The 16,237-nt window shown below is 61.4% G+C and carries 12 protein-coding genes; 4 read left to right on the top strand and 8 right to left on the bottom strand.

From position 1 onward, the window contains the following. Positions 1 to 148: 148 nt before the first annotated feature. Positions 149 to 3,535: an isoleucine--tRNA ligase gene (locus tag JNK74_01560; GenBank protein ID MBL7644852.1), complete on the top strand. Its 3,387-nt coding sequence runs from the start codon at positions 149 to 151 to the stop codon at positions 3,533 to 3,535. Between the two features lie 245 nt (positions 3,536 to 3,780). Then, complete coding sequence (locus JNK74_01555) at positions 3,781 to 4,623, top strand: PEP-CTERM sorting domain-containing protein (GenBank protein ID MBL7644851.1); 843 nt, start codon at positions 3,781 to 3,783, stop codon at positions 4,621 to 4,623. Between the two features lie 119 nt (positions 4,624 to 4,742). Here the strand turns inward: JNK74_01555 and JNK74_01550 are convergent, their stop codons facing one another. Then, the gene (locus JNK74_01550; GenBank protein ID MBL7644850.1) at positions 4,743 to 5,900 is read right to left on the bottom strand and encodes a PQQ-dependent sugar dehydrogenase; all 1,158 of its coding nucleotides are present in this window, start codon (positions 5,898 to 5,900) and stop codon (positions 4,743 to 4,745) included. A gap of 292 nt (positions 5,901 to 6,192) precedes the next feature. Between JNK74_01550 and JNK74_01545 the strand changes: the two genes are divergently transcribed. Next, the gene (locus JNK74_01545; GenBank protein MBL7644849.1) at positions 6,193 to 7,443 is read left to right on the top strand and encodes a DUF1015 domain-containing protein; all 1,251 of its coding nucleotides are present in this window, start codon (positions 6,193 to 6,195) and stop codon (positions 7,441 to 7,443) included. 77 nt (positions 7,444 to 7,520) lie between these two features. Here the strand turns inward: JNK74_01545 and JNK74_01540 are convergent, their stop codons facing one another. The 7 genes from JNK74_01540 to rpsF all read right to left on the bottom strand — a co-directional run bounded on the left by JNK74_01540 (position 7,521) and on the right by rpsF (position 13,108). Then, on the bottom strand, positions 7,521 to 8,390 hold the full coding sequence (locus JNK74_01540) for a 4-hydroxy-tetrahydrodipicolinate synthase (GenBank protein ID MBL7644848.1): 870 nt from the start codon (positions 8,388 to 8,390) through the stop codon (positions 7,521 to 7,523). Positions 8,391 to 8,669: 279 nt separating this feature from the next. Beyond that, on the bottom strand, positions 8,670 to 10,025 hold the full coding sequence (dnaB, locus tag JNK74_01535) for a replicative DNA helicase (GenBank protein ID MBL7644847.1): 1,356 nt from the start codon (positions 10,023 to 10,025) through the stop codon (positions 8,670 to 8,672). A gap of 84 nt (positions 10,026 to 10,109) precedes the next feature. Then, entirely contained in the window at positions 10,110 to 10,631 is a 522-nt protein-coding gene (locus JNK74_01530) for a 50S ribosomal protein L9 (protein ID MBL7644846.1), read from the bottom strand. A 165-nt stretch (positions 10,632 to 10,796) separates the two neighbouring features. Beyond that, entirely contained in the window at positions 10,797 to 11,738 is a 942-nt protein-coding gene (locus JNK74_01525) for a DUF2232 domain-containing protein (protein ID MBL7644845.1), read from the bottom strand. Positions 11,739 to 11,770: 32 nt separating this feature from the next. Beyond that, entirely contained in the window at positions 11,771 to 12,052 is a 282-nt protein-coding gene (locus tag JNK74_01520; GenBank protein ID MBL7644844.1) for a 30S ribosomal protein S18, read from the bottom strand. A 27-nt stretch (positions 12,053 to 12,079) separates the two neighbouring features. Continuing rightward, positions 12,080 to 12,568 carry a single-stranded DNA-binding protein gene (locus JNK74_01515; GenBank protein ID MBL7644843.1) on the bottom strand — a complete coding sequence of 163 codons (489 nt, stop codon included), beginning with the start codon at positions 12,566 to 12,568 and terminating at the stop codon, positions 12,080 to 12,082. Positions 12,569 to 12,679: 111 nt separating this feature from the next. After that, positions 12,680 to 13,108 (bottom strand): 30S ribosomal protein S6, encoded by a 429-nt coding sequence (gene rpsF, locus JNK74_01510; protein MBL7644842.1) that lies wholly within the window; start codon positions 13,106 to 13,108, stop codon positions 12,680 to 12,682. Between the two features lie 364 nt (positions 13,109 to 13,472). Between rpsF and JNK74_01505 the strand changes: the two genes are divergently transcribed. Beyond that, the gene (locus JNK74_01505; protein ID MBL7644841.1) at positions 13,473 to 16,172 is read left to right on the top strand and encodes a trypsin-like peptidase domain-containing protein; all 2,700 of its coding nucleotides are present in this window, start codon (positions 13,473 to 13,475) and stop codon (positions 16,170 to 16,172) included. The last annotated feature ends 65 nt before the right edge of the window (positions 16,173 to 16,237 follow it).

The following is a 16,237-nucleotide window of genomic DNA, read 5'->3' as shown; positions in this document are numbered from 1 at the left end:
AAAAGGCGATCATATAGCCCTCACTGCGTTCTTTCCGCGCTATTCGTTCGCCCCGTTGCGGATTTCAGCCTTTTTCTTCGGAAGTGCGCATTCTGCCTTGACTTATAGCTGTGATCCCCGCCGCACTTTTGCGAAGGAAGATGATTCGATGAGTACAAACGCTTTTGATCCGGTCCCGTCGCCCTTTAATTTTTCACAGGCGGAGAAGGACATTATTGCGTTCTGGAAGGAGGGCCAGACTTACCATAAGAGTCTGGCGCAGCGTTCCGAGGCGCCGCGTTTTGTGTTTTATGAGGGGCCGCCGACGGCGAATGGGATGCCGCATCCTGGGCATTGCCTGACGCGGACGATCAAGGATATTTTCCCGCGCTACAAAACGATGGCGGGCTATTATTGCGAGCGGAAGGCGGGCTGGGACACCCACGGGCTGCCGGTGGAGATCGAGGTCTGCAAGGAGCTGGGCATCATCGACGGCGGGAAAGAGGCCATCGAGGCCTTCGGCGTGGAGAAGTTCAACCGCACGTGCATCGAGTCGGTTTTTCGCTATAAGAAGGAGTGGGAGCAGCTCACGGACCGCATCGGGTTCTGGGTGGACCTGGACGAGGCCTATGTGACGTTTCACCAGAGCTATGTGGAGAGCGTGTGGTGGGCCTTGAAGCAGCTCTTCGATCGCGGCCTGCTCTATCAGGGCCACAAGGTGGTGTGGTGGTGGGCGCAGGGCGGCACGGCGCTTTCTTCGGGCGAGGTGGGCGAGGGCTATCGCGATGTGGACGATCCCGCGATCACCGTGCGCCTCGCATTGACCGACGCGGCGAAGCAGGCGCTGAACCTGGAAGGCGAAAACGCGAGTCTGCTGATCTGGACTACGACGCCTTGGACGCTTTCGAGCAACTGCGCGGCCTGCGTAGGTCCGGACACGGACTATGCGGCGGTGAAGCACGCGACGGAGGGCGGCCATGAAGTGCTGATTCTCGCGAGCGCACTCGTGTCGAAGTATTTCGGCGAGGACGCGGAAGTGCTGGACACCTTCAAGGGCACGGACCTCCTCGGCCTGGGTTATAAGCCCCTTTTCAACTATGACGGCCCCGTTTCCATGGAATCGGCGGACCAGCCCTCCGGCAAGCACTGGGTGGTGATCGCGGGCGACTTTGTCGATCTCGAAACGGGTACGGGCATCGTCCATATGGCGCCCGCCTTCGGCGAGGACGACTATCGCGTATGCAAGGAAAAGGGTATCGGCTTCCTGTGCTTCGTGAAGCCGGACGGCACCTTCGACGCGCGCGTGACGGATGTGGATCCCTTTGACAAGGCCCCGATCGCCGGACAGTTCTGCAAGGCGGCGGACAAGGGCATCATCCGCATCCTCAAAGAGCGCGGCCAGCTCTTCAAGCACGAGCAATACAAGCACAGCTACCCCTTCTGTCCCCGCGCGGAAAACGACCCGCTCATCCAGTATGCGCGCAAGAGCTGGTTCATCAAGACGTCGCAATTCAAGGGCGACTTCGTGGCGAACAACAAGGAGATCACCTGGCAGCCCGCGCACATCCGCGATGGCCGCTTCGGCAATTTCCTGGAGAACAACGTGGACTGGGCGCTCTCGCGCGAGCGCTATTGGGGCACGCCGTTGCCGGTGTGGATCTGCGACAAGACCGGCCAGATGGACTGCATCTCGTCTTACGCGGAACTGCTGGCGAAGCCGGGCGTGGAAGGCACGGAGGTGTGGGCGAAGGCCAAGGCGGAATCGCCCGAATTGAGCGAGCACCTGAAGGTCCACAAGCCCTACATCGACGCGGTGACCTACCAGAGCCCCTACGATGCGGCGGGCCGCATGCGCCGGGTCACGGAAGTGATCGACGTGTGGTTCGACGCGGGCTCCATGCCCTTCGCGCAGTGGGGCTATCCCCATGTGCCGGGCTCGGAGGAGAAATTCAACGACCGCTTCCCGGCGGACTTCATCAGCGAAGCCATCGACCAGACCCGAGGCTGGTTCTACGCGTTGCTGGCCATCAGCACCGTGGTCCATGGCAAGGAAAAGGGCGGCTGGCCCCACCCCTTCAAGAACTGCATCTGCCTCGGCCACATCCTCGGCGAAGACGGCCTGAAACTGTCCAAGCGCCTGAAAAACTACAGCGAGCCGGGATTGCTCTTCGAGAAGTTCAGCGCAGACGCCTTGCGCTGGAGCTTTATCGCGAAGAACCCGCCCACGAACAGCAGCCGTTTGTCCGAGCGCATCGTGGAAGAGGCCCAGCGCGAACTGCTCATGCGCTGGTACAACGTCTTCAGCTTTTTTGTCATCTATGCGAACCTCGACGGCTTCGATCCCGCCACCGCGCCGAATGCGGTGCTGCGCGAGCTCTTTGCCGATCCCGAAGCGGCCCCCGCAGGCGGCACGGGTGGCGATGCGCCCTGGCGACCGGCCGCCGAGCGGGCGGAACTGGATCGCTGGATCCTTAACGAGTTGGATCGCGTGATCGTGGACGCACGCGCATCGCTGGATGCCTACGAGACCTATCCGGCGGCGCGCGAGATCTCGGGCTTCGTGGACAGTCTGTCGAACTGGTACGTGCGCCGGAGCCGCGCGCGCTTCTGGGCCAGCGGCTGGAGTGCGGACAAGGCCGACGCCTACTGGACGCTTTATGAGTGCCTGGTAAAACTCGCACGCCTGGCGGCGCCCTTCGTGCCTTTCTTTGCGGAAGTGACCTGGCGCAATCTGGCCAAGCCCGTCGCGGGTGCGGCGGAGAGCGTTCACCTTGCGGTGTATCCGCAGGCCGATGCGGCCAACATCGACCGCGCGCTGCTCGATCAGATGGCCCTCACGCGCGAAGCGGTGAATCTGGGCTTGAGCGCGCGCCGCGTGGAAAACATCAAAGTACGCCAGCCTTTGGGTCTGTGCGAGCTTGTGGTTGCCAACTCCGAGCACCGCGCCGCGTTGACGAATCACCTCGACCTCATCAAGGAAGAATTGAACATCAAGGAAGTGGCTTTCACCGACAGTCCGGAAGAATACGTTTCCTACGAGATCCGTCCCAACTTCAAGGTGCTCGGCCCGCGCTTCGGCAAGAATGTGCAGCAGGCGCGCCAGGCCCTGGCCAACGCCGACGGCGCCGCGCTCTTCGCGCAATTGCAGAGCGGCGGCATCCACATCGAAATCGACGGCAAGCAGGAGGCCCTCAGCCAGGAAGAAGTGGACGTGCGCCTCACCCCGAAGGAAGGTTTCGCCGCCGCGCAGGGCAGCCGCCTCGTGGTGGTGATCTCCACCGAAATAACCGAAGCCCTCAAACGCGAAGGCCTCGTGCGCGAAGTCGTCCGGGCACTGCAGGACATCCGCAAGGAGCAGAATCTCGCCTACGATGCGCGGATCAGCGTGACCATCGAGACCGCCGACGCCGCGCTGAACGGTGCCATCGCCGAATTCCAGAACTACATCGCCCAGGAAGTGCTCGCCAGCGCGCTCGAATGCGGTCCGGCGGGCGAAGGCGCGAAAGTCGTGGAGATCGAGGGGAGCGAGGTGAAGCTCCGGGTGGTGGCGGGGTAGGGCGACTCGTGCCCATCGCTGTGGCGTTGACTGAATCGGCGACAGAAAATTGTCGGTTTTGACCAATCTCAAGTGCTGAAAAACTCTCGCCCGCCGCGTACAAGTACACATTCGGGTTTTATGCCGCATTCACTGCGGGATTTGCGGGATTTTGCTTGTGGCATATGACTTGCTCCACAGAGGGACAGCTCAGGTCCTTTAACCCCTCAACAGATAAGGAGTACGCATCTCCAATGAACCTGTCAATGAATTCCCGTAAACCGCTCGCGGCAATGTTGGCCCTTGGCTTGGCCGCGTGTGGCTCGACCGCGTCCGCGCTCACCGTGAGTTTCAGCGATTTCAGTTCGACCACGGGCCTGACGCTGAACGGCAGTGCCGCCGTGGTCAATACGTCGGACGGCGACGTCCTCCGGCTCACCCCGGCGTCGCCCTCGCAAAGTGGCAGCTTTTTCAGCTCGACCGCGATCAATGCGAGTTCCTTCAGTTCCTATTTCACGTTCCGTATTACCGAACCGGGCGGTTCACCCTTCGACGGGAATACGGATTCGGGCGCGGACGGTCTGGTGTTTGTAATCCAGTCGGTTTCCAGCAGCATCGGCGGTATTGGCCAGGGCATTGGCTATGAGGGCATCGGCACCAGCGTGGGCATCGAGTTTGATACGTGGCACAATTCCGCTTACAACGATCCCGATTCCAATCACCTGGGTATCGACACCAACGGCAACATGGTATCGGTGGCCACTGAAAGCATCGCAACGCGCTTCGACGATGAGAATCTCTGGCACGCCTGGGTGGATTACGACGGCACGACGCTGGAAGTGCGCACCAACCAGACGGGCGTTCGCCCCGGCACGAGCACGCTGAGCTATAACCTCGACATCGTGAGTCTGCTGGGCCAGTCATCGGCCTTCGTCGGCTTCACCTCCGGCACGGGCGCGGACTGGGGCAACCACGACATCGTGAGCTGGGAATACCGGGACGACTACGATCCGGTTGGTCTGCCGATACCGGAACCGGCGACCGTGAGCCTTCTGGGCCTGGGCCTGGTCGGACTTGCCGCGCGCTGTATGCGCAGGTCATCTCGATAGGCATCGATCAGCCCTCCGAAAGTCCGTCGACCCCGACAGATACAAATGAATTACGGGCCAGCGCTTGTGCGCTGGCCCGTTTGCTTTCGAGTTCGTTCGAAGGTCTGCCGCAGGCCGCCTTACTCCGCCGCGACGATTTTGTAGACATCCCCATTTTCATAATCGAGCACGTAAAGCTCCCCATTGGCGTCTTCACTGAAGGAAGCGACCGCGCCGAGGTCTACGGTATCACCTTCAAGATTCTGGGTCTCATTCAGCACTTCAATCTCGCCGCCGGGTTGCGTGAGAGAAAAAATGGCCTTCGCACTGTAATCGGAGAAGAAGTAGGTGCCATTCAGGGCCGGAATGGCGCTGCCCCGGTAAATGTAGCCTCCGGCGATAGACTGTCCACCCAGGCGGAAATAGGCCAGAAGGGGGTCGGTTGCGCCGGGCAGTTCGCAGTTGTCTTCTCCCGTTCGGCAGACGTAGCCTTCGCGCTGACGCCAGCCGTAGTTGATGCCGCCGCCGCTGGTGGAATCCTGGAAATTGATTTCCTCGAAGGCGTTCTGGCCCACATCGCCGATCCAGAGGTCGCCGCTCTGGCGGTCGAAGCTGAAGCGCCAGGGATTGCGCAGGCCATAGGCCCAGATCTCGGGGCGGGCGTTGGGCGTGTTAATGAAAGGGTTGTCCTCTGGTATTGCATAGGGCGCGTCGCCATCAACGTCGATGCGAAGAATCTTGCCGAGCAGCGTTTCCAGAGACTGGGCGTTGTTGTTCGGGTCGTTGGCGCCGCCGCCGTCACCCAGCGCGATGTAGAGGTAGCCGTCCGGGCCAAAGGCGAGCATCCCGCCTTTGTGGTTGAAGAAGGGCTGCTCCACCGTCAACAGGATTGTGGCCGTGCCGGGATCGGCCACATTCGGATCGAGCAGGGAACGGCGATACCGTGCAATGGTCGAGTTTCCGTCGTCGTTCGTATAGTGGACATAGAAAAAGCCATTCAGCAGGTAATCGGGATGGAGCGCCATGCCCAGCAGGCCCATCTCACCGCTGCTGCTTCCCATCGTCTCGGTCAGATCGAGAAAGGGCTGTTCCTGCAGTTCACCGCCCGAATGGAGCCGAATCACGCCACTTTGCTGGACGATGTATAACTGGTCTGAAAGGGCGCTGGGACCGGTGAGAAAGAGCGGCCGATCGAGGCCCTCGGCGATGGTCTGAAGGTCGAGGGCGACGCCGGGATGAGGCGTCCGGGGCAGGGGCAGGGCGATGGCGCCTTCACCGGCCTCCGGCGGGCAGGACATGAGTACGAGGGGCAGGAGGGCCGGAATGGCCCAGAGGGCGAGCTTTTTTCGATTCAGCATGAATAACTACTCCGTTTGGGGTTTCGTACAATACGTCGAGACGGCGATACTGTTACGGGGACTGGCGGACGCGGTCTCGGATAGCTGCCGGCTCTCCGGGGCGCGTTTCAGGGCATCATAGTACCCGATCCCGCCGTGGCGAACGTAACCACGGGGCGGGCTTTGATCGGCACACCGCGAACTTATAGAATACGGTTTCATATGTCCCCATGCTCCCGAGAGAGGTGTTCCCATGCTTGAAGTAAAAGGTTTTCGCGGTCTGCGCTATAATTCCGCCCTGGTCCCCAATCTTGATTTGGCCATTACGCCGCCCTACGACGTAATCACGCCGGAGGAGCGCGCCGCGCTGGCGGCGGGCAGCCCCCACAATCTGGTGCATCTCATTCTCCCCGTGGAGAGCGACGGCCGCGACAAGTACGAGAATGCGGCCGCCGCGCTGGAGTCCTGGATCGCGGAGGGCGCGCTCGTGCAGGACGACGCCCCGAGCTTGTATCTGCTCCGCCAGCACTTTACCGACCTCGAAGGTAACGCACAGGTACGCAGGGGATTCTTCGGCGTGATCCGCCTGCCGGAGGTGAATGAGAATTATGTGCTCGGGCACGAGCGGACCTTTGCGAAGCCGGTGGAAGACCGCCTTCGCCTTACGGAAGCCACTGCGGCCAATCTGGGGGCGGTTTTCGGGCTGTATTCGGATCCGGAAGACGCCCTGGCCCCCCTGCTCGCGCAGATGGACGAGCGGCCCGCCGACATGAGGGCCCACACCATCGACAACGTGACCCAGGAGCTCTGGCGCGTGGAAGACGACACGCTGGTCCGTGGCTTCTTCAAAGATCAGACGATCTACATCGCCGATGGCCACCACCGCTTCCAGACGGCCTGCACCTACCGCGATGAACTGAGGGCGAAGCTGCCGCTGGACTCGAACCACCCCGCCAATTTCGCCCTGATGGGCTTCGTCTCATTCAGCGACCCGGGGCTCAAGATTTATCCGCCCCACCGCGTGGTGACGCCACCGCCGCTATTCGACGCGGACGCTTTCCTGTCCGCGCTGGGCGAATGGTTTGACGTCACTGCCGTCGCGGAGGATATGCCCGCCGCCGTGAAGGCCTCGGGCGCGCTGGGCACGATGGGGCTGGCGATTCCCGGCAAGGGTGACTACGTGCTGTCGTTCAAGGGAGATCGCGTGGCGTTCCTGGGCGATGATCGCGGGCCTTCCTGGCGCGATCTCGATGTGGCCCTGCTGCACCGAGGCATCATCGAGCGGCTGCTGGGCATTCCGGAGGGGACGGTGTTTGAATACGAGAAGAGCGTGGCCGGTGCGATGAAGGGTGCCCGGGAGGGTGGTAAACTTGCCTTCATCCTCCAGCCCACGCGCTCGGAACAAATCTGTGCCTGCGCGGATGCGAAAGAACCCATGCCGCAGAAGTCGACCTACTTTTTCCCAAAACTGCCCAGCGGCGCGGCGATACACCGCCTCAAATGAGTTTCCCTGAGCGAAGAAAAACGGCTGTCGCAGAATCTGCGGCAGCCGTTTCGCGTATTGAATGACATCAGTCGGGATCAGATCAGTCCCAGTTCCTTCAGTGCGGGGTCCATGCGTGCGGCGGACTCGTCGGTCATGGAAACCAGCGGCAGGCGCAGAACGTTCTTGATCATGCCCATCTTCGCCAGCGCGGCCTTTACGGGCATGGGGTTGGTCTCCAGGAAGAGGGCCGTGCCAAGCGACAGAGACTTATAGTGCAATTCCTTCGCCTTTGCGAAGTCGCCCGCGTTGGCCGCTTTGCAAAGATCAGAAATCAGCCGGGGGACGACGTTCGCCGCGACGGATACGACCCCTTTCGCGCCTACGGCCATCATGGGCAGGGTGAGGCTGTCGTCGCCGGACATGACGTTGATGTCGCACTGGTGGAGAATCTGGGAGACCTGATCCACGCTACCGCAGGCTTCTTTCACGGAGACGATAAAGGGCACCTTGCTAAGCGCCGCGATGGTCTCGGGGGATATCTTGGTGCCGGTGCGACCGGGCACATTATAGAGCATGATCGGGATCTGGGCCTGTTCGGCCACCATGGTGTAGTGGGCTATCTGACCGGCGGGCGTGGGCTTGTTGTAGTAGGGCGTAATCAGCAGCGCGCCGTCCGCACCCACTTCCTTCGCGTACTTTGTAAGGCCGACGGCTTCGGCGGTGTTGTTGGAGCCCGTGCCGGCGACCACGGGCACTCGACCCGCCACGCGCTCGACGACGAAGCGAATCAGTGCCTTCTGCTCGTCATGGGAGAGGGTGGCGGCTTCGCCGGAGCATCCGCAGGGGACGATACCATCGGTGCCGTTTTCGAGGTGAAAGTCAACGAGGCGACCATACGCGTCAAAGTCAATCTCGAAGTTTTCCTTGAACGGCGTAACCAGTGCGGGGAACGATCCCTGAAACATGACGTTTAACTCCTGCGCGGGCCCGTGGCCTGGCGATTTTTGGGGTTTGGAAGTGGCCCTTTAGTATCCAGCAGGCCATGCGCAGTTTTGGCCGCGCGGCACTGGGGGCCGGATTATAGCATAGGTGACTGGGGCATGCGTATGGGTCTTATGGGTCGTATGGGTCGTATGGGTCTTATGGGTCGTATGGGTCGTATGGGTCGTATGGAATGAGCGTGTCTGCCACGAACCCGAAGCCTAAAGCCTAAAGCCTACAGACTACAGACTACAGACTACAGACTAAAACGGCGTATCGTCTTCTTCGTAGTACTCTTCGACCGGTCCGTCGTCGTCGAAGGACTGGTAGGGCGGCGGTTCGTTGTGACCGCCGTCGCCGTCGAGGTTGCGGAAGCGCTGTATGTTTTTCTCGAAGAGCAATTCCACGGGGCCGGTGGGGCCGTTACGCTGCTTGGCCACGGTGAGCATGATGACGTTCTGTCGGCCTTCCTGCTCGGCGGCGGGCAGGCGAGAAAGCATCATGACGACGTCGGCGTCCTGCTCGATGGCCCCGGATTCGCGCAAGTGCGAAAGTTTCGGCGCACCGCCGTCGTCTTTTTCGGCCTCGCGGCTGAGCTGGGACAGGGCGATGATGGGGCATTTGAGCTCGCGGGCGAGGCCTTTAATCGCCCGGGAGATTTCGGAGATTTCGACCTGGCGACTTTCCGCCCGGGAAGATCCCTGCATGAGCTGAAGATAGTCGATGATGAGCAGGTCGAGCGGGTGCTGCGCTTTGTGCTTGCGCGCCTTCGACCGCAACTCGAGCACGCTGATGTTGGGCGTGTCGTCGATGTAGATATGGGCTTTGTCGAGCAGCGCGGCGGCCTGCTGGAGCTTGGGAAATTCGGAGCGCGCGAGAAAGCCGGAGCGGAGGCGGTTGCTGTCCACCTGGCCGACCATGCAGAGCAGACGGTTGACGAGCTGCTCTTTGGCCATTTCGAGGCTGAAGAGCAAGACGCCCTTGCCGTGGTAGTTCGCGGCGTTAGAGGCCACGTTCAAGCAGAAGGCAGTCTTGCCGACGGACGGGCGCGCCGCCAGAATGATCATGTCCGAGGGCTGCATGCCGGAGAGCATCTCATCGAGCTTGTTAAAGCCCGTGGGCACGCCGGTGATGCCGCCGTCGTTCTTCATCTGCTGTTCGATGCGCTTGATGCCGTCTTGCAACAATTCGGATACGCGGTGGATCGGATTGAGCTGGCGCTGTTGCGCAATACTGAAGATCTCGGACTCGGCGAGGTCCAGCAGATCGTCCACTTCCCCCTCGGCCTTGTAGGCTTCGCCCGCGCAGCGCGTGCAGATGGTGATCAGTTTGCGGCGAAGGGCCGCCTCCAGCACGATTTTGGCGTAGTACTCGACGTTGGCCGAGGTGGGCACGGCGTCCGTCAGTTCGGCGATATACACCGCGCCGCCGGACTTTTCCAGGGCGCCATCGCGCGTAAGCGCTTCACTGAGCGTGATCAAATCGACAGGGATATTCTCCCGGGCGAGTTTGAGTATGGCGCTGTAGATGTGCTGGTGCGCATCCACATAGAAGGTGTCGGCGGGGTCGTCCCGGAGGATTTCGACCGCCGTGCCGACCGCGTCGGGATTGAGCAGCATCGCGCCCAAAACGGACCGCTCCGCCTCAACATGTTGAGGCGGAGTACGGTCAAATACGGGTGCTGGCTTTTTCTTCGTTACCAATTAATCGTCGTCGTCCATGTCGTCTTCGGCTTCCGCGGCGGCAAGCTCGGCGATCTCGGCGTCAGACTTCTTGGCTTCTTCGATACCGGTGACCCAGACTTTGATCTGGGCTTCGATGCCGCCGGGGAATTTGACGGTGACCTTGAAGATGCCCAGCGACTTGATCGGCTCGGCGAGCACGAGGTTCTTGCGGTTGATCTCCTGGCCCATTTCGGCCAGCTTTTCGGCGATGTGACCGGCGGTCACGGAGCCGAAGATCTTGTCGCCTTCGCCGGCGCGGACCTTGATCTCGACGGTGAGCTTTTCGAGCTCCTTCGCGATCTTGGCCTGCTCGGCGCGGCGCTTTTCTTCGCGGCGCTTGATGATCGCCATCTCGTGCTCGATCTGCTTGGCGCTGGCGCTGTCGGCCTTCACGGCGAGGCGGCGGGGGATCAGGAAATTGCGGGCGTAGCCATCGGCGACCTTAACGGTCTGGCCCATTTCGCCGAGGTTCTCGACGTCGTCACACAGGATGACATTCATGGTATTCGTTCCCTTCGTTAGGCTTTACGCGGGCGCGCCTCCGGGGCGTGCCCTTGTAGAACACAGCCAAGGCCGGGCGATGCCCAGACCCTGTCCAAATGGTACCGCGGGGCGCACGGCGCGCCACTTGCGGCGGTAAAGAAATTTCAACCACCGGCCCGGAGGCTAGTAGTCTTGATCATCGGGGCGGTACATGACGCGCCGGAGCATGGCGATACGCCGCACACGCATCCGGAAATCGTACCACGTGTCAAACAGCCCGAAGATGCAGAGCATCGGCCACAGGCCGAAGATCAGGATCCCGGAAATCACCATGAATCCCGCAAAGGCCGAAGCCTTGAAGATGGTCAAGGTGAAGAACAGTATGGACACGCCATTTAACAAATACAGGCCGAACAAGGCCAGTGCCAGGTTCCACGAAAGAGCCCGCAACACGGGACTTGACGCATAGTAAACATCAACAAACCACATCAACGCGGCGGCAATGGCCATCCACACGACCCAGTCGGGCACGCGCATCTTCTGGAAGCCGGTGGGCTTGCGCCGCGCCCGGGCTTCCGGGTCCCGCCGCCAGCGCTCCAGCATACCCACGGTGATCGCCGAAAGGGTCAACACCGAACCGAAGGCGGAGCCGAGCGCCACGTTTTCGTAGTTCAGATCCCACCAGCGCATCAATTCGATCCACTGGGTATTTACATTCTCCATCGCCTGGAACTCGGCAATGCGCGCATTGAAAAAGATGGTCATATCCTTGCGCAGCGTCGTCCAGAGCGCCACCATGACCGAGGCCATGGCGGTGTAGCCCGTACCCGCGAGCAGCGTCAACTGCCAGCCGTAGCTCCAGTTGCGCTGGATGGCGAGGGCCAACACGATGCCCATGCCCGCCCCGGCCGCGAGGGCCAGGGCGAGCAGGGCGTCATTCATCACAAGAAGGCCCGAGGTCGCGGCCCAGAGGGCCACGCCCGCGGCTTTCTTCCGCTCGCCAGCCAGCTCATAGAGCGCGCCGAGGAGCACATAGCATACGATAGCGATGGGGATTGCGCTGACCGCCATAAACAGGAAGGCCAGCACAAACAACGTCACGCACCGTTGGACACCGGGCTTCATGGTTCACTCCGCCTGTGCCAGGATCGAGTGCATCAGTCCGCCGAAAAGGGAAGCAGGGAAATCTGCCGGGCCAGCTTGATCGCGCGGGTCAGCATGCGCTGGTGCTTCGCGGAGGCGCCGGTGATGCGTGCGGGGATGATCTTGCCGCGCTCGGTGATGTAGTGCTTCAGCATGGCGACGTCTTTGTAGTCGATGTGGACTACGCGATCCACCGTCAAACGGCAGATCTTCGGACGCTGTATTTTCTTTTTCTTTTTGCGTTTCGCCTTCTTGGCGCGGACCTTGGCCTTCGCCTTGGCGGAAATTTTAGCCATTGTAGGGGCTTCCTTCAGGAGTTGTGGTTAGAAAGGAATGTCGTCTTCGGGAATCGGTTCTTCGATCTCGCGGGGCGCGGGCGCGCTGGAGGAGGGCCGGCTGCTCTCGCCGCCGTAGCCTCCGCCGCCACCGCCATAGTTGCCGCCACCGCCGCCGCGACCGTTCTCGTCCCAGTCCAGGGCCGTGATACGTTGCGCGGCGATTTCAATCTTGGACCGCTTCTGTCCCGTTGCCTTGTCTTCCCAGGAGTCACTCTTCAGCCGGCCCTCGACAATAACGGGGCGGCCTTTCTTGAGCTTTTCGCCAACATATTCCGCGTACTTGTCCCAGACCGTCGCTTCGATGAAGGAGGTGTCCTCCTTGCGCTCGCCGTTCTTGTCCTTATAGTAACGGGTATTGGCAATGCTAATCCGACAAACGGCGCGACCGGAGCTGATATACTTCAACTCGGGATCGCGCGTCAGCCGACCGGCGATGACTACATTGTTCAGATCGGGCACCCGGAGATCGCTCATGCTTCCTCACCTTTCTGGTTTAGTGACAGGGTCCTGAAAATCGACGTACGCCGTCGAATTCTTCAGGCATGGGCAAGCAGGACCAAATGGTATTGGCTGTCGCCCAGCCACTTAGTCGTCGTCTCGGTCATTTCTCTGCAGGCGCGCGGGGATGATTTCGTCGTCATCATCGTCATCATCGCGTCCGCCCGCGGCGCTCTTGCGCAGATCTTCTTCCTTCCGGCGGGCCTGTTCTTCTTCGGCGCGCAGCGTGTGCTCGTCGTAGTAGGTCACCAGATAACGGATAACCGAGTCGTGCAACTTGAACCACAGCTCAAGCTTCTGGATAAAGTCCGGGTTGGCCTGGAAACGCAGCAGAATGTAGTTTCCTTCAGAGTACTTCTTGACCAGATAGGCCAGTTTCCTCTTGCCCCAGATCTCCGAGCGCACGATCGTCCCGCCATTCTGGGTCACGAGGTCCTGGACCTCCTGGGACAACGTCTGGATGTCACCGTCCTCCACATTCGGAGAAGCGATGTACAGCGCTTCGTAAGTTCTCAAGACAATTCACCTCCTTTTAAAGGTAGACAGGGGTAAGGCTCCGGACACTCCGGGGCCAGCATAGCGGGTAAGCATAGCAAATAGGGACGGCGCGGGGCAAATGATGTTTCGGGCAGGCTGGAGGCTGGAGGCTGGAGGCTGGAGGCTGGAGGCTGGAGGCTGGAGGCTGGAGGCTGGAGGCTGGAGGCTGGAGGCTGGAGGTTGGAGGTTGGAGGTTGGAGGTTGGGGACTCCGCTCATAAGACCCATAAGACCCATAAGACCCTTCACCCTTCACCCTTTCCCCTTTCCCCTTGACGAATTCCGGCCCTTCGTATAGTCTGAAACGGGCCGAGGGGGCCGAAACTGTCAACAGGGAGCACACCATGCGCAATTCTTCCACGATTACCCTCCTGCTACTTGGCGCACTGGCGCTGTTCTGTGCGATTCCCGGCTGGGCCGGGGAAAAACCCGCCCACAAGCCGGGGGGCCGCACGGAAATCGGCGGGACGCCCTGGAAACCGCAGGCGGATCAGCCCGGCAAGGTAGTCTACGGCACGGACGACCGCCGCGATGTCTTTGAGGAGACCGACGCGGACCGCAGGGCCCTGGCCGACTCCACCTGCGCCCTGGTCGATGCCAGCAACCTCACAGAAGCGGAGGACGGCACCTTTGCCCTCCAGACCTACGACTATGATTATTACGGATTTGAACCCTGCGAAGGTGAACCCTTCGCCAGCCAGCCCGTGGCGGCGTATTGCACCGCCTTCGTGGTGGGGCCGGACTTAATCGCCACGGCCGGGCATTGCTACAGCGATTCCGATCTCCCCTACGCCCGGTTTGTTTTCGGCTTTCGCATGATCGACGGCGAAACGCCCCGGACCACCTTCGACGCCGATGAAGTCTACACCGGCGTGGAAGTGGTGGCGCGCCAGCTCGAAGGGGATTTCGACTACGCCGTGATTCGCGTGGATCGGCCCATCGTGGCGCCCGGTGCGCGAATCCTGCGTCTGCGCGGCGCGGGAACGATTCCGGAGGGAACCCGGGTGGGCGTCATTGGCCATCCCGCCGGCCTCCCGACGAAAATTGCCTTTGGCGACAATTCGGTTGTTCGGGCCAGCGACGAAGTCGGCTATTTTGTGACCAACCTGGATACGTTCGGCGGCAACTCCGGCTCGCCCGTGTTCAACGCGGACACCGGGCTGGTCGAAGGCATTCTGGTCCGGGGCGAAGAGGATTTTGAATTGGATGGCGACTGCTTTCGCTCGCGGGTGCTGGAAGACGATGCGGGCTTCGGCGAAGACGTGAGCAAGGCCGCCACCTTTGCCCGCTTTGCCCAGGCGGGCCGGGGCACGCTGAGCCTGGATCAGGCGGCCTACCAGTGTGCGGACACGGTGGCGCTCAGCCTCTTCGACGATGATCTGCGGGAAGTGGAAAGCGCGCAGGCCACCATCTACACCAGCGGCGGCGATGTTGAAACCTTCGACCTGACGGCCTCCGGCGCACCGGGCAATTTCGGGGCTACTATCGCACTGGCGGCGGGCGGACCCGTCGAGGGTGATGGGACATTGCAGGCCCTCGAAGACGAGTCCATCATCGCGAGCTATCGTGACGCGGATACGGGCGGTGGAACGCCGGGCGATGCGGTCGTCACCGCACGGGTGGACTGCACGAATCCCACGATATCGAATGTTGCCGTGACCTATGCAGGCGGGCGTAGGGCCCGCATTTCCTTCACAACCAGCGAGGCCGCTACGGGAACGGTCTATGCCGGGCTGGACTGCGCCGTGCTGGATCTCTCGGCGTCGGGCGATGTGACCACGGATCACGTAATCGAAGTGCAGGGGCTCAGCCCCCTGACCGAATACCGCTTCCGCGTGGCGGCGGAAGACCCGGCGGGCAACAGCGCCGCAGACGACAATGGCGGCAATTGCTTTACATTTACCACGACTGATTATCGCGACTATCTCACCCAGGGCCTCTTTGATGGCCTCTCCGATCTCACCGGCATGTCCGTGACCTTTACGCCCGACGGCTCGGCCTCCGGCTATGAGGCCTGCATGGCGCCCGCAGACGGCTTCTTCACTTCGCCCTTCTGCGGCGAGGCCGTGTTCCCCGGCGATGACGAGAATGCCGAGTACAACCTCGCCGCCGGGCGCAAGGTGACCCTTTTCGGCCAGGAATACGGTTCCTTCTTCGTCAACGGAAATGGCTATGTGACCTTTGGCAGTGAAGATTTCTCTTATGACCCCATATACGAAACGCATTTTGCCCTGCCCCGGATCAGCGGCTACTTTACCGACCTCTACTCGCCCGCAGGCGGCCTGATCAGCGTGGCCGAGCTGGACGACCGCGTGGCCATCTCCTACTTCAACGTGCTCGACTACTACGGCGACTTGCAGAGCTTTCAGATCGAAATCTTCGACGATGGTGCAATCCGGCTGACCTGGGTCATGCTGACCTACCCCTATGGCATCGTGGGGCTCTCTGACGGCTCCGGGATGGACCCGGAATTCGAACCGAGCACCTTTGAAAGCGCACCGGAATGCGTCGACTCACCCTACGAAAATATTGTCTGTGAGGTGGATGTCGACAACGATGCCTGTGACACGGCACTGCCCATCGCTGTCGGGCAGGTGCAGACAGGCGCGACCCACGCCGCCATGGGCAGCAGCGAAGTCCCCGGCTGCGAGTACTGCTACGGCCCCGACGTCTGGTATACCTTCACCCCGCCCACATCGGACACCTATTCCGTCTCCCTGTGCGGCAGCACCTTCGACACCATCGTCGAGATCTTCGGCGGCGACTGCGGCGGACTCGAATTTGTGGAGGGCAACGACGACGGCTACTGCGACTACGCATCGACCGCGGTGGCCTCGCTCAACGCCGGAGAGACCTACTGGATCCGCATCTCCGGCTACGGCGCAACCACCGGCGCCTACGAACTCGAAGTCACCCGGGGCGCCAAGGCCAGCTTCGGATGCTACGTAGACGGCGGCACGCCGCGCAACCCGTGGACGGAGATCCTGATCGCCTGCGGGCTGGTGACCCTGCTCGCATGGCGGACGCGCGAACGCCGCGCGTAGGAGAGAATTTTCCGCACGACGTCCGCGATGCCCCCGCCCGGCTCGAAAGCCGTATTGATGGTCGA

Source organism: Candidatus Hydrogenedentota bacterium, assembly GCA_016791475.1.
Taxonomy (GTDB): domain Bacteria; phylum Hydrogenedentota; class Hydrogenedentia; order Hydrogenedentales; family JAEUWI01; genus JAEUWI01.
The sequence above is the reverse complement of the archived record's forward strand: the minus strand, read 5'-3'. Positions and strand labels throughout refer to the sequence as shown.